General features: G+C 44.7%; 10 protein-coding genes. 1 reads left to right on the forward strand and 9 read right to left on the reverse strand.

Annotation, left to right across the window (positions count from 1 at the left end):
- Positions 1-207 precede the first annotated feature (207 nt).
- The 4 genes from rho to L1999_RS28640 form a co-directional block, all read right to left on the reverse strand.
- On the reverse strand, positions 208-1,470 hold the full coding sequence (rho, locus tag L1999_RS28625) for a transcription termination factor Rho (RefSeq protein ID WP_235741609.1): 1,263 nt from the start codon (positions 1,468-1,470) through the stop codon (positions 208-210).
- A 370-nt stretch (positions 1,471-1,840) separates the two neighbouring features.
- Positions 1,841-3,127 carry a UDP-N-acetylglucosamine 1-carboxyvinyltransferase gene (locus L1999_RS28630; protein ID WP_235741610.1) on the reverse strand — a complete coding sequence of 429 codons (1,287 nt, stop codon included), beginning with the start codon at positions 3,125-3,127 and terminating at the stop codon, positions 1,841-1,843.
- A 460-nt stretch (positions 3,128-3,587) separates the two neighbouring features.
- Positions 3,588-4,442 (reverse strand): class II fructose-bisphosphate aldolase, encoded by an 855-nt coding sequence (locus L1999_RS28635; protein ID WP_235741611.1) that lies wholly within the window; start codon positions 4,440-4,442, stop codon positions 3,588-3,590.
- Positions 4,443-4,690: 248 nt separating this feature from the next.
- Entirely contained in the window at positions 4,691-5,062 is a 372-nt protein-coding gene (locus L1999_RS28640; RefSeq protein ID WP_215045456.1) for a response regulator, read from the reverse strand.
- Between the two features lie 151 nt (positions 5,063-5,213).
- On the opposite strand from L1999_RS28640, the gene L1999_RS28645 reads away from it, so the two are divergent.
- Positions 5,214-5,744, forward strand: a complete 531-nt coding sequence (locus L1999_RS28645; RefSeq protein WP_235741612.1) for a DUF2529 domain-containing protein — start codon at positions 5,214-5,216, stop codon at positions 5,742-5,744.
- A 204-nt stretch (positions 5,745-5,948) separates the two neighbouring features.
- Here the strand turns inward: L1999_RS28645 and L1999_RS28650 are convergent, their stop codons facing one another.
- The 5 genes from L1999_RS28650 to L1999_RS28670 form a co-directional block, all read right to left on the reverse strand.
- On the reverse strand, positions 5,949-7,544 hold the full coding sequence (locus L1999_RS28650; RefSeq protein ID WP_235741613.1) for a CTP synthase: 1,596 nt from the start codon (positions 7,542-7,544) through the stop codon (positions 5,949-5,951).
- Positions 7,545-7,865: 321 nt separating this feature from the next.
- On the reverse strand, positions 7,866-8,468 hold the full coding sequence (gene rpoE / locus L1999_RS28655) for a DNA-directed RNA polymerase subunit delta (protein ID WP_235744495.1): 603 nt from the start codon (positions 8,466-8,468) through the stop codon (positions 7,866-7,868).
- A gap of 580 nt (positions 8,469-9,048) precedes the next feature.
- The gene (icmF, locus tag L1999_RS28660; protein ID WP_235741614.1) at positions 9,049-12,297 is read right to left on the reverse strand and encodes a fused isobutyryl-CoA mutase/GTPase IcmF; all 3,249 of its coding nucleotides are present in this window, start codon (positions 12,295-12,297) and stop codon (positions 9,049-9,051) included.
- 27 nt (positions 12,298-12,324) lie between these two features.
- Positions 12,325-12,981, reverse strand: coding sequence for a TetR/AcrR family transcriptional regulator (locus L1999_RS28665; RefSeq protein WP_235741615.1), 657 nt, complete (start codon positions 12,979-12,981; stop codon positions 12,325-12,327).
- 65 nt (positions 12,982-13,046) lie between these two features.
- The gene (locus L1999_RS28670) at positions 13,047-14,186 is read right to left on the reverse strand and encodes an acyl-CoA dehydrogenase (RefSeq protein WP_235741616.1); all 1,140 of its coding nucleotides are present in this window, start codon (positions 14,184-14,186) and stop codon (positions 13,047-13,049) included.
- Between the last annotated feature and the right edge of the window lie 10 nt (positions 14,187-14,196).

Below are 14,196 nucleotides of genomic sequence, written 5' to 3' on the forward strand. Positions count from 1 at the left end.
TTCTTTTCAGCTCCTTCCGCCCTGAATCATTCGAAACAGAGTTATATAAATGCCTGTCTTTACAAACAAGCACCAATTACATAAAAGACACTGCACCCATTATAACAAGGGTATCCTATTTTTGCAAGCTGGGATTTGTTGGCTTCTTTTTAAAAAAGGAACGCAAATGGAACCCCCAACCAATCTAGTCCAAAGCAACATCTTCTACTACCGTCTAGTTTTCAACTCTTCCCCTAATTGGGCGAAAAATTCTTCATTCGACTTTGTTTGGCGTAATTTTTTCAAGAAGCGCTCAGCAAAGTCTGGTGAATCGGACATCGATTTGCGAATCGCCCATAACTTATCCAAATGGTCCTTCGGAATAAGTAATTCTTCTTTACGAGTACCGGAACGGCGAATGTCAAGCGCAGGGAAAATACGGCGCTCCGCCAATTGACGGTCAAGATGCAGTTCCATATTACCTGTCCCTTTAAATTCCTCATAAATAACATCATCCATCCGTGAACCCGTATCAACAAGAGCCGTAGCGAGAATGGTTAAGCTGCCGCCCTCTTCAATATTACGGGCAGCCCCGAAGAAACGCTTCGGACGGTGGAACGCTGCCGGGTCAATACCACCTGAAAGCGTCCGGCCGCTTGGCGGGATGACTAGGTTATAGGCACGCGCCAAACGCGTAATGCTATCCATCAAAATCACGACATCACGCTTGTGCTCAACCAAACGCATTGCCCGGTCAAGCACGAGCTCGGCCACTTTAATATGGTTTTCAGGAACCTCGTCAAACGTCGAGCTGACTACGTCACCTGCAACAGAACGTTCAATATCGGTTACCTCTTCCGGACGTTCGTCGATTAACAACACGATTAACTCGACATCAGGATGGTTCGTCGTAATGCTGTTGGCAATTTCTTTTATCAGCATCGTTTTTCCGGCCTTTGGAGGGGCCACGATCAGACCACGCTGACCAAAACCGACCGGTGCCACAACATCCATAATTCTCGTCGACAGATGTTTTGGTGTTGTTTCGAGCTTCATTTGTCTATCTGGATACAACGGAGTTAAAGCTGGGAAATAAACACGCTCTTTCGCAGATTCTGGGTCTTCCCCGTTGACCGCCTCCACATGGAGCAAACCATAATAGCGTTCGTTTTCTTTTGGAGGTCGAACCTTACCGGACACCTTGTCCCCATTGCGAAGATCAAAACGGCGGATTTGCGAAGCGGAAATATAAATATCCTCTGAGCTTGGCGAATAATTGATTGGCCGTAAAAATCCAAAACCCTCTGATTGTATAATCTCGAGAACACCTTCCATGAAGAAAAAGCCCTGTTGTTCAGCGCGAGATTTTAAGATTGCAAAAATTAATTCTTTTTTCGTTAATTTGCTGTAGTAGGTTACTTTATATTCGCGAGCAAGCTCATAAAGTTCCTTCAGCTTCATATTCTCTAAACTTGAAATAGTTAAGTCCATTTGTACACCACTCTTTAAAATTTTTCCAGCAAATCCGCTAGTTGAAAGCGGGAGATTGTCTAGTTAGATAATAATCAGAAATTAGAGGAATTGAAATAGAAGTAGATAAAAGAAATGAATAGGATTGCAGAATAGATGCATAATAAAAACAATTACTATTTTACCCTCTCTACAAAAAATTAATCAACTAAAAAATAATAATTCCATTATTGGTAATTATTCCTTATCCTTGTGAATTAAACGAAGAGACTAGATGCATTAATCTAGCCTCTTCTGTGTGGTGCCTGACACCATTTGTACTGTCTACGTCTACTTTATTTAATTACTAGATTTTCTTTTGAGGCTGTTTCGGTAAAGACCGCGTTGTTTTTTATGTGTTCTTAAGGTGTTCGAGCTCGTCCTTTGTTAGTGCTTCCCGCCAAACAGTGGCACCGAGTCCGTTTAGTTTTTCAACTAAATTGCTATAACCACGGTCAATATGATCAAGACCGGTCACTTCCGTAATTCCTTCGGCCAACAAGCCAGCAATGACAAGGGCTGCTCCGGCACGGAGATCGCTTGCCTTCACTTTTGCACCTTGGAGCTGGATTGGACCGTTAATAATCGCAGAGCGGCCTTCTACCTTAATATTCGCATTCATTCTTCTTAGTTCATCAATATGTTTAAAACGGGCACCATAAATCGTATCGGTCACCACGGCTGATCCTGAAGCTTTTGTTAAGAGCGTCGTAAATGGCTGCTGCAGGTCGGTTGGGAATCCCGGATAAACAAGGGTTTTGATATCAACCGCTTTCAAGTTGACTGAACCATCAACAAACACTTGGTCATCACTCGTCTCAATCCTCACGCCCATCTCACGGAGTTTAGCAATCAACGATTCTAAATGCTGCGGGATGACGTTATCAACTAAGATTCCTTTGCCGACAGCTGCTCCTATAATCATATAGGTTCCTGCTTCGATTCGGTCTGGAATAATCGTATGACGGCAGCCATGAAGCGTATCGACACCATCAATCCGGATTACGTCGGTTCCAGCTCCCTTTATTTTCGCGCCCATATTGGTTAATAAGGTGGCCACATCAATAATTTCTGGTTCTTTCGCAGCGTTCTCAATGATCGTCCGACCTTTAGCGCGTACGGCAGCCAGCATAATATTAATGGTTGCTCCGACACTGACTACATCCAAGTAAATCCGGGCACCGCGCAATTCATCTGCACGCAAATAAATCGCCCCTTGTTCGTTGGTAATTTGAGCACCCAACGCTTCAAACCCTTTAATATGCTGGTCAATCGGTCTTGGGCCGAGATGACAGCCGCCAGGCAATCCAATCACTGCCTTCTTAAACCGTCCTAGCATCGCACCCATTAAATAATAGGAAGCACGCAGCTTTTTTACCTTACCGTTTGGCAGCGGCATCGAAATCATCGTTGAAGGGTCAACCGTCATTTCCTCATCCGTCATAGCGACTTTCCCGCCGATCTCCTCGAGCAAATCCTTTAAGATTTCCACATCAGAGATATTTGGCAAACCCTCGATCGTTACGGGTGATTCTGCTAAAATGGTGGCTGGTATGAGGGCTACAGCACTGTTTTTAGCACCACTGATGCGAACTGTTCCTTTTAACGGATAACCGCCCGCAATTTTTAGTTTTTCCATTAATTGACTCCCTTCTAAGCCCACGAAAGGTCACGAATGATTGTCAGCGCGTGACTTTTTTTATACACAAGCACCATTAGGGGTGTTTCTGCTTTATTTAAAAAGACCACTGGTACCAAGCGAGGCTATAGGTATATTTTTCCAACACAAAAAGTCAAATTCCGACAGCTTGTCTATCATTAGTTTACACGAAAATCTCAATTTCATGTATTTATAATAAAAAAATTTATCCCAATTTGCAAAGCAGTCGTGAGTGTTTGTTTTCGTCGTGAAAAATGGAGGGGGTTTCCCAATGAAAAATAGGCGTTTCTGCGGTTGTTCCAGTCTTATAAGGGCCTTCAATTCCTTCAGTTTCGACTAAATTTTCAGATATCTCTTTACAGACATAAACCGCCCTTAAAAAAGGACGGTTTTCAGTTTTTATAAAAGTTCCAGATAACTCCAGAACCAACAGATGTTATTAAGCTCTGCCTGCAGAACCGAATTCGCGCATTTTGCCGATTACTGTTTCTTTGATCGCGTCACGAGCTGGGCCTAAGTATTTACGTGGATCGTACTCTTCTGGCTTTGCTGCTAATACTTCACGAACAGTTCTCGCAGAAGCAATTTGGTTTTCAGTGTTTACGTTGATTTTTGCAGTTCCAAGGGAAACAGAACGCTGGATATCTTTTGTTGGGATACCAGTACCACCGTGTAATACTAATGGCATACCAGTAAGGTTACCGATTTCTTCCATTTCTTTGAAACCAAGGTTTGGTTCGCCTTTGTAAGGACCGTGTACAGAACCTAATGCAGGAGCTAAACAATCGATACCTGTGCGTTTTACAAGCTCAACACATTCCTGAGCGTCAGCATAGATAATGCTTCCAGAAACGTCATCTTCTTGTCCGCCAACAGTTCCTAACTCAGCTTCAACAGAAACACCTTTAGAGTGAGCGTAGTCTACTACTTTTTTAGTAATTTCAACGTTCTCTTCAAATGGGTGATGTGAAGCGTCAATCATAACAGATGTAAAGCCTGCATCGATGGCTTCTTTACATTTTTCAAAGCTTGAACCGTGGTCAAGGTGAATTGCCACAGGAACTGTTACGTTTAAGTCCTCCATTAGGCCTTCAACGATTTTTACAACAGTCTTAAAGCCGGACATATAACGAGCAGCACCTTCAGAAACACCAAGGATTACTGGTGACTTTTCTGCTTCTGCAGCCATTAAAATGGCTTGTGTAAACTCCAGGTTATTTAAGTTGAATTGCCCTACAGCGTAGCCTTCCGCTTTCGCTTTGTTAAGCATGTCTTTCATTGATACTAAAGGCATTTCTCTTCCTCCTTAAGTTAGCTTGATATCATTTTAAACAGGGTCTTCCATAACAGGATTTCCCTCTGATTTGTCGATTATGTATAAATCAAAATGATACCCAGCCTGTTAAAAGTTCATATGTATCATATCAAAAGAAATGAGGAAATGCCATTATTCGAGCGCTTTTTTTGAAACTGTCACAATGAAAGCGCACCCACCAAAAGTTGTCTGCTTTTGTGCTTTACTTTTAAAAAAAATACCATTATTTAGTTTGCTTTTTGCGGAATATGTTTGCGGACAGCGGCACGGATATCGTCAATATCGAATGGCTTTGCAAAATGGGTTAGAGCACCAAGGTCTTTGGCTTCTTGAATCATATCCAATTCGCCATAGGCGGTCATGATGATGACGCGAATCTCTGGATCGATAACTTTCATTCGTTTTAAAATTTCTATACCGTCCATACCGGGAATTTTCATATCCAAGAGGACAAGATCCGGATGATGATTTGTCACGATTTCTAGTGCTTGGACTCCATTTGCAGCTTGAAATGTTTGATATCCTTCTTTTTGGAACACTTCATTCAGCAAGATGCGAATGCCAAATTGATCGTCGACAATTAAAATTTTCTCTTTCATAAACGCCACCTCTTTCTTAGCTTTCTCTTTTACTTGTTATATTTCTACCTTGGGAAATAAATATCCTGCTTAAAGTTTTGTTATTTTTACATTTGTTTTTGGGTTACGGCCAAAAAAGACTTATAATGAATGGCGTAAAAGGAGGGTTAAAATGTTAAAAATGTTTACTACCCAGTTAACGGGTGTTTTTAAAAAAATAGCAGAAAAAGAAGAGTTTTCCTTTGAGGATGGCGCCCGCCTGCTCGCCCAGGCCCCTGCCGGTGACGGTTCCATTTATCTTTATGGCACGAAGGAAATGAAAGCCGTGGAATTGGAAGCAGTAGAAGGAGCTGAGCCGTTACAGGCGGCTAAGGTGTTAACCGAGGCTGAGATTGACGAGCTGAGTGATGCTGACCGTGTCCTGTTGTTTTCAAGGTTTTCTACTGACAGGCCGGCACTTGAACTCGCCCAGCTGCTCCGCGAAAAGATGATCCCTTTTGTGGCGGCTTCCACAGTGATTGAGCCCGCTGATCAGGATTTATCACAATTAGCCGATGTCCATATCGATTTGCGGTTAACAAAAGGACTGCTTCCCGATGAGGCAGGAAATCGTTATGGCTTTCCGTCTGCGATGGCGGCATTGTTTGTCTATCACGGCTTAAAATTTACGATTGATGAGATTTTAGCAGAATATGAAGAGTAAAATAGGGCCTTAGCGGGCCCTATTTTTGATTGGCTGATTTTTGGTGATGATTGGCCCATTTTTGGAGGTGATTGGCCATTTTTTACACAACAATGGTCGATTTCGGCGGACCTTTGGCTCTTTTTCCGGCAAGATTGGCTGTTTTTCCTTTTTATTACAAAAATAAAGACCAGTCCGCAAACGGAGACTGGCCAGTAATCAAAATTATTTTTGAATAGAAGCTTTAATAAAGTCACGGAACAACGGCTGTGGACGCGTTGGTCTTGACACGAATTCCGGATGGAACTGTGACGCGACAAACCATGGGTGATCTTTCAACTCAATGATTTCCACTAAACGGCCGTCAGGGCTAGTCCCTGAGAACACAAATCCTTGTGCTTCCATCTCTTGACGATAGAAATTGTTAAACTCATAACGGTGACGGTGGCGCTCATAGACCACTTCATCCTCATAGGCTTCAAACGCCTTTGTCCCTTCTGCAAGTCGGCAAGGATATAGACCTAAACGCAATGTACCGCCCAAATCTTCCACATCCTTCTGCTCAGGAAGCAGGTCGATAATTGGATGTTTCGTTTCAGGAAGGAATTCTGCTGAATGTGCATCAGCATAACCCAATACGTTGCGGGCAAATTCAATCGTTGCCAGCTGCATACCTAGGCAAATACCAAGGAATGGCTTTTTCTGCTCACGGGCATAACGGGTTGCTTCAATCTTCCCTTCAATTCCCCGGTCGCCGAATCCGCCAGGCACTAGCACGCCATCGACATCTTTAAGGAGTTCCGCAACATTTTCACGGTTAACATCTTCGGAATTAATCCACTTGATTTCTACGTCTGTATCAAATGCATAACCGGCATGCTTCATCGCTTCAACAACTGAAATGTAGGCATCCTGAAGTTCTACATACTTACCAACAAGACCAATCCGGACTTTACCAGAAAGGTTTAGAACCCGGTCAACAAGTGCGGTCCACTCGGTCATTTCTGCTGGAGAAGTACCTAATTCCAAGTGATCACAAACGATTTGATCCATGTTTTGCTCTTGCAGCGCGAGCGGAATGGAATAAAGGGTATCCGCGTCACGGCATTCGATCACCGCTTTGGCATCAATATCACAGAACAAGGCCAGTTTATCCTTCATATCCTGAGAAACTGGATATTCTGTTCTGACGACAATAATATTTGGCTGAATTCCTAGGCTGCGCAGTTCCTTTACGCTATGCTGGGTTGGTTTCGTCTTCATTTCACCGGCCGCTTTTATGTAAGGAATCAGCGTACAGTGAATGTACATTACATTTTTGCTGCCAATATCACTCTTAATTTGGCGAATCGCTTCTAGAAATGGCAGTGATTCGATATCCCCAACTGTACCGCCAATTTCCGTAATAACAACATCAGCATTTGTTTCTTTTCCCGCCCGGAAACAGCGCTCTTTGATTTCATTGGTAATGTGCGGAATAACCTGAACAGTTGCCCCTAAGTAGTCACCGCGGCGCTCTTTTCTTAATACCGTTGAATAGATTTTCCCTGTTGTTACGTTGGAGTACTTGTTTAGATTAATGTCAATAAAACGCTCATAGTGGCCAAGATCCAAATCTGTTTCCGCACCATCATCGGTAACAAATACTTCACCATGCTGGTAAGGACTCATGGTTCCTGGGTCCACGTTAATGTACGGATCGAATTTTTGGATCGTTACATTTAAACCTCGATTTTTCAATAAACGCCCTAAGGAAGCAGCGGTAATTCCTTTTCCAAGTGATGACACTACACCACCCGTAACAAAAATATACTTTGTCATAAATAGTCCTCCTCTATTACAGTTTGTGCATTATTCAGGTTGTTTAAGGATATTTTTTTAAAAATTATTTCCCTATTGCTCCAAAAACGAAAAAACTCCTGATATGGGAGTTTTTTAGAAAAGCTTCAGGTGCCAGGCACTCCAGCTTCACATAAAAATAAAAAGCGCTCCACTCGCGGCATTGCGAGGGGAGCGCATATTCGTTATATTCATTCGTCCTTTTAAAAGGAGCCCAAAAAAGATAATACAGGGGCCTGGATAAAAAGTCAAGCTGTTTCCTTCACCCTAAAAAGAGAGAACCGGTGGAACTCGGGATCAAACTTACAAGTCTTCGTCTTCTTCCACTTCGTCGAACTCTTCATCTTCTTCCTCTTCATCAAGCTCTTCATCGAGAACTTCTGCTTCATCAAGTTCGAACTCATCATCATCATCTTCGTCAAGGACATCGTCATCGTCGTCGAATTCATCGACATCATCCAGATCATCATCCAAATCGTCGTCATCATCATCATCATCAAGAAGATCGTCATCATCATCGGCAAAGTCATCCAGATCATCATAATCTTCTTCATCGATTTCATCGAAGTCCTCAAGCTCTTCTTCGTCGACAACCTTTTTCGCCTTTTTCTTCTTCGGTTTAACGGCGGTGATTACCTCTTCTTCAGCTGTATCAACTGGATACCAGAAGCGTAGTCCCCAGCGGTTTTCTCCTAATGAAAGGAAACGGCCGTCGATGTTGATATCCGTATAAAATTGTGCCAGGCGTGTCCGAATTTCTTCGTCCGATATTCCAGCAGCGGCTTTAATCTCTTTCACTAAATCATGAAAGGAGATGGGCTGCTTGCTATTTTTTAAATATTCATAAGCCATTTCCATGAGGGAAAACTCTTGCAATTCCTCTTTTGAGTATTGTGCTAAACTCACTATTGGCACTTCCTTTCTCTATTTAACACTCATAACTTTCCGAGTGGTCCAGGACAGTTAGGATTCTTATGTATGAAAAAATAATTGAATTTTGATAACTGTCTAGCTCCCGTGCGGGTAATATACTTTCCACACTTCTAATTTTTGCATATTCTTCATTATAAACAAATTCTTGGTGTTTATGCTAGTGTAAGTAGATAGTTTGTCTTGAATTTTTGCAGGGATGAATTATTCCCCCTTCTGAGATTTCTCCCTCTTAAGCTTTTTCATCTCTTTAATGGAAACATACAAAAAGAGAATGGCCAAAAGCAGGAACGAAACTGCACCCAGCTGCCGTTGATATAAATAGTTTAATGGCCAGGCGAAAATGATTAAAATAATGATTATGTGAAGACCCTTCATCTGGACACACCTACCTATAAACACATTGAAGTTGAAACGCTAAGATTGATTATATAAGATACAAGATTAATTTGATATCGATAACAACTAACTATTTTAACACAAAAATAGACATTCCGCGAAAAGCACCATGTGAAATCCTCACATGGTGCCTGTCACCGTTTATACTATTTTCGTATTACATATTCCGCCGGTACTGTCCGCCGACTTCGTATAACGCTCTCGTGATTTGCCCGAGGCTGGCGACTTTAACGGTTTCCATCAGTTCGGCGAAGATGTTGCCATTGTTGACCGCTGCAGCCTTCAAGCGAGCTAAGGCAGCTGCTGTTTCGCTTGAATGAGCTTCCTGGAAGGCCTGCAAATGATGAATCTGCCATTCCTTCTCTTCCTTCGTGGCCCGGGCCAATTCCATATTATTGACCTCTTCTTCAGATGGCGGATTCGGATTTACATACGTATTGACGCCAATAATTGGCAATTCTCCGGTGTGCTTTTTCATTTCATAATACATCGATTCGTCCTGAATCTTGCCGCGCTGATACTGGGTCTCCATCGAACCGAGCACCCCGCCGCGGTCATTCAAGCGGTCAAACTCTTGGAGAACCGCCTCTTCCACTAAATCGGTCAGCTCTTCGACAATAAACGAACCTTGAAGAGGATTCTCATTCTTCGTTAACCCATGCTCCTTCGTAATAATCATCTGAATCGCCATCGCCCGGCGCACCGACTCTTCGGTTGGCGTCGTAATCGCCTCATCATAAGCATTTGTATGAAGGGAATTACAGTTATCATGCAAGGCCATTAATGCTTGCAGGGTCGTCCGGATATCATTAAAGTCGATTTCCTGGGCATGCAGCGACCGCCCTGAGGTCTGAACATGATACTTCAGCTTTTGACTGCGCTCATTCGCCCCATATTTATCACGCATCACCGTCGCCCAAATCCTCCGTGCCACCCGGCCAATCACCGTGTACTCAGGATCCAAGCCATTCGAGAAAAAGAACGATAGGTTCGGCGCAAAATCATCAATCTTCATACCGCGGCTCAGATAATATTCCACATACGTAAAGCCATTAGACAGCGTAAACGCGAGCTGCGAAATCGGATTGGCACCGGCTTCGGCAATATGATAACCGCTAATTGATACAGAATAATAATTGCGGACTTGATGGTCAATGAAATACTGTTGAATATCGCCCATCATCCGTAAGGCAAACTCTGTTGAAAAAATACACGTATTCTGGCCTTGGTCTTCTTTTAAAATATCAGCCTGAACGGTCCCGCGTACCGTGCGCAGTGTGTAGGCTCGGACTTTAGCAAACTCTTCAACCGTCAACGTCCGGCCAAGCTCTGCTTCCTTCTCCTGCACCTGCTGATCAATGGCCGTATTCATAAACATTGCTAAAATAATCGGCGCTGGGCCATTAATTGTCATCGAAACCGATGTGGACGGGTGGCATAAATCAAAGTCGGCATACAGCTTTTTCATGTCATCTAAGGTACAAACATTGACCCCGCTTTCGCCAACTTTCCCAAAAATATCGGGACGGTAATCCGGGTCTTCCCCGTACAAAGTCACTGAATCAAAGGCAGTACTTAACCGCTTTGCCGCATCATCCTTTGACAAGTAGTGGAAGCGGCGGTTGGTCCTGTCCGGTGTTCCTTCACCGGCGAACTGGCGCTTCGGATCTTCACCCTCGCGTTTAAAAGGAAACACCCCAGCCGTATAAGGGAATGAACCTGGGACATTCTCGCGGTACACCCAGCGCAAAATCTCACCGTAATCTTTATATTTTGGCAGAACCACTTTCGGAATATCAAGGCCGGATAAACTTTTCGACTTTAAAACGGTGATAATCTCTTTATCTCGAATGCGCGTAACAAATTTTTCACCCGCATACGCTGACTTCGTCTGTTCCCACGACGCTAGGATTTTTTGCGATTCCGTCGTCAGCTGCTCCTCTGTTTCCTGTTTCACTTTCTCTAAAGCAGCCACCACTTCCGGCTGATCCTGAACTGCCTCGATGGCACCCTCAAGCTGAAATAATTTCCGGGCAATATTGGCCTGGGCTTCGGCCTTGCGATGATAGCCGCGCACTGTCTCGGTGATCTCACGTAAATAATAACGGCGGTCTGTCGGAATGATGACATTTTGCTTTTCAACCACGGCTTCCTTACTAAACGACGTCACCCACTCGGTGCCTGCTTTTTCATTAATCACTTCAACTAACGCCGCAAACAACGCATTCGTCCCCTGGTCATTAAACTGGCTGGCAATCGTGCCGTATACCGGCATTTCGTCCAGATCTTTTTCAAACAGCATATGGTTGCGCTGATACTGCTTCTGTACCTGGCGCTTCGCATCCTCCGAGCCCTTGCGTTCAAATTTATTGATGACAATCAAGTCAGCAAAGTCGAGCATATCAATCTTTTCCAGCTGTGATGGCGCTCCAAATTCACTCGTCATCACATACATCGACACATCACAGATCTCGGTGATTTCCGCGTCCCCCTGACCGATGCCGCTCGTTTCGACAATCACTAGGTCAAAGCCTGCCGCCTTGGTAACCGTGACGGCATCCTTAATCGCCAGCGATAATTCATTTTTGGAGGACCGTGTCGCGAGACTGCGCATGTACACATTCGGAGAGAAAATTGCATTCATGCGGATCCGGTCGCCAAGCAGTGCTCCGCCTGTTTTTTGTTTGGTTGGGTCGACAGAAAGAATCGCAACTTTTTTTCCTGGAAATTCATTAATAAAGCGGCGAATTAACTCATCGGTTAACGAACTTTTTCCGGCACCACCCGTTCCGGTAATCCCGACAACTGGAATCCCCTTTTCAAGTGACTTCACCTGTTCAAGCACCTGTTCCGCTGCAGCCGCGGCCTCGTTCCTTTTATCAACATGAAGTTCTGCTATCGTAATCAGCTTGGCAATCGCATTCACATCGCCCGCTGGCAGCTTAGCAAGCTGTTCATTAACATCGGAAGTGACTGTTGAAAAATCACATTCCTCGATCATCCGGTCAATCATCCCTTGCAGTCCAAGCGTCCGCCCGTCCTCCGGTGAAAACAGCCGGGCAATCCCGTAGGCATGCAGTTCATCCATCTCGCGCGGGATAATCACCCCGCCTCCGCCGCCATAAATCCGAATATGCGGTGCACCCTTTTCTTTTAACAAATCATACATATATTTAAAATACTCAACATGCCCGCCTTGGTACGACGAAATCGCAATTCCTTGGACATCTTCCTGAATCGCGGCATTTACAACCTCTTCGACCGAGCGGTTGTGGCCAAGGTGGATGACCTCCGCCCCGCTCGCCTGCAGGATCCGTCTCATTATATTAATGGAGGCATCATGACCGTCAAACAGGCTTGATGCCGTCACAAAGCGAATATGATGCCGTGGCTGATATTTCCCCATCGTGCTCCCCCTTTTGAAAAAATGGACTTACCCTTTCTCCGGAACTGTAACTGCGCCTGAAACTCCGCCTTGAATACCTGATAATAAGACCTCTGTCTGCATCGCAATATATTCCTCGAGCGTAAACAGCTTTCTTAAGGCCCAGCGGCGGAATCCCCACATTTGTCCCTGTACAAAAATATTGTGAGCTACAAGTTCAATTTGTTTTTTCGATAATCGCAGTTCCCCGTTCTCGACACAACGGGTCAACAGCTCCTCAAACATCGCGACCATTTCCATTTCTTTTTTCAGTACATATGGCAGGGCATCTTTGGAAAGTGACTTCACTTCCTGATACATGACCAGCACCTCCGCCTGCATTTCATCCATGACTTGGAAAAAGTCAGCAATTCCGTGCTTTAAGCTTTCCAATGTCCCTTTTTCCACTGCCAAATCCTGCTGAAGCCGTTCACTGACATGGTCATAGATGCTGTCACAGACCAGGTATAGGACGTCCTCTTTCGTGCGAATGTATTCATACAATGTTCCGATGCTGAATCCAGCTGCTTTGGCGATTTCCCTGGTCGTTGTCCGGTGAAACCCCTTTTGTTTAAAAAGTGATACAGCCCCTTTGATCATTTGGTCGCGCCTTTTTTGAACAAGACGCTCATCCTTGACAGAGGCTTGAACTTCTCTTTTTTTCATCCTAGGTACCGCCTTTTTCTAGCACCAACGCCAAGGGGCCCCCGAGCCCCTGTTGGCATGGCTGTTTATTTTGTGATCATTCTCGAAATGACGAGTCGTTGAATTTCTTGTGTTCCTTCATAAATCTGAGTGATTTTGGCATCGCGCATAAACCGTTCAACCGGATAATCTTTTGTATAGCCATACCCGCCAAAGACTTGAACCGCTTCCGTCGTTACCTTCATCGCCGTGTCGCCTGCAAACAGTTTGGACATCGCTGACTCTTTACCGTACGGTAAGCCATTGGACTCGAGCCATGCTGCTTGATAGGTTAGTAGTCTTGCCGCTTCAATATTGGTAGCCATATCCGCCAGTTTAAAGGAGATGCCTTGATTGGCGACAATCGGCTTGCCAAATTGGTGGCGTTCGCGTGCATAGTCGACGGCTGCATCGAGTGCGCCTTGGGCAATGCCGACTGCCTGAGCAGCGATGCCGTTGCGGCCGCCATCGAGCGTCATCATCGCAATTTTAAAGCCATCGCCTTCTTCACCAAGGCGGTTTTTAATTGGAACCTTGCAATCTTCAAAAATAATTTCGGTTGTTGGCGAGGAGCGAATACCGAGTTTCTTTTCCTTTTTACCAACCGAGAAGCCAGGAAAATCGCTTTCGATAATAAACGCTGTCGTTCCTTTTTGCTTACTGGTTGGGTCGGTTAAAGCAAAGACCACATAAATGTCGGCCTCACCGCCATTGGTAATAAAGATTTTTGACCCATTTAGGATATAGTGGTCTCCTTCTAATCGGGCAGTCGTTCTCATCCCGCCCGCATCCGAACCGCTGCCAGGCTCTGTTAACCCGTAAGCGCCGATTTTGCTTCCTTCTGCCATCGGGCGCAGGTAGGTTTGTTTTTGCTCTTCACTGCCGAATTTGTAAATCGGCCAGCCGGCCAGCGAGGTGTGGGCAGACAAGAGGACGCCTGTTGACGCATCCACGCGGGAAAGCTCTTCAACTGCGATACAATAAGCAAGAAAGTCGCTGCCAATGCCGCCGTACTCTTCCGGCCATGGAATTCCCGTTAACCCGAGTTCCGCCATTTTGTCAAAAATCTCACGGTCAAAGCGTTCTTCCTCATCACGCTCTGCCGCGGTCGGCGCGACCTCGTTGCGGGCAAAATCCCGAACCATTTTCCGAATCATTTCATGCTCTTCCGATAATTTAAATTGCATTTTGAGTGCC

Origin of the sequence: Neobacillus drentensis (assembly GCF_021560175.1) — a bacterium.
Taxonomy (GTDB): domain Bacteria; phylum Bacillota; class Bacilli; order Bacillales; family Cytobacillaceae; genus Neobacillus; species Neobacillus drentensis_A.

Excerpts from the sequence above, each read along its gene's own strand:
- icmF (WP_235741614.1), bottom strand. The coding sequence starts at position 12,297 with ATGGGGAAATATCAGCCACGGCATCATATTCGCTTTGTGACGGCATCA.
- rho (WP_235741609.1), bottom strand. The coding sequence starts at position 1,470 with ATGGACTTAACTATTTCAAGTTTAGAGAATATGAAGCTGAAGGAACTT.
- L1999_RS28645 (WP_235741612.1), top strand. The coding sequence starts at position 5,214 with ATGTTAAAAATGTTTACTACCCAGTTAACGGGTGTTTTTAAAAAAATA.
- L1999_RS28630 (WP_235741610.1), bottom strand. The coding sequence starts at position 3,127 with ATGGAAAAACTAAAAATTGCGGGCGGTTATCCGTTAAAAGGAACAGTT.
- L1999_RS28640 (WP_215045456.1), bottom strand. The coding sequence starts at position 5,062 with ATGAAAGAGAAAATTTTAATTGTCGACGATCAATTTGGCATTCGCATC.
- L1999_RS28635 (WP_235741611.1), bottom strand. The coding sequence starts at position 4,442 with ATGCCTTTAGTATCAATGAAAGACATGCTTAACAAAGCGAAAGCGGAA.
- L1999_RS28670 (WP_235741616.1), bottom strand. The coding sequence starts at position 14,186 with ATGCAATTTAAATTATCGGAAGAGCATGAAATGATTCGGAAAATGGTT.
- L1999_RS28665 (WP_235741615.1), bottom strand. The coding sequence starts at position 12,981 with ATGAAAAAAAGAGAAGTTCAAGCCTCTGTCAAGGATGAGCGTCTTGTT.
- L1999_RS28650 (WP_235741613.1), bottom strand. The coding sequence starts at position 7,544 with ATGACAAAGTATATTTTTGTTACGGGTGGTGTAGTGTCATCACTTGGA.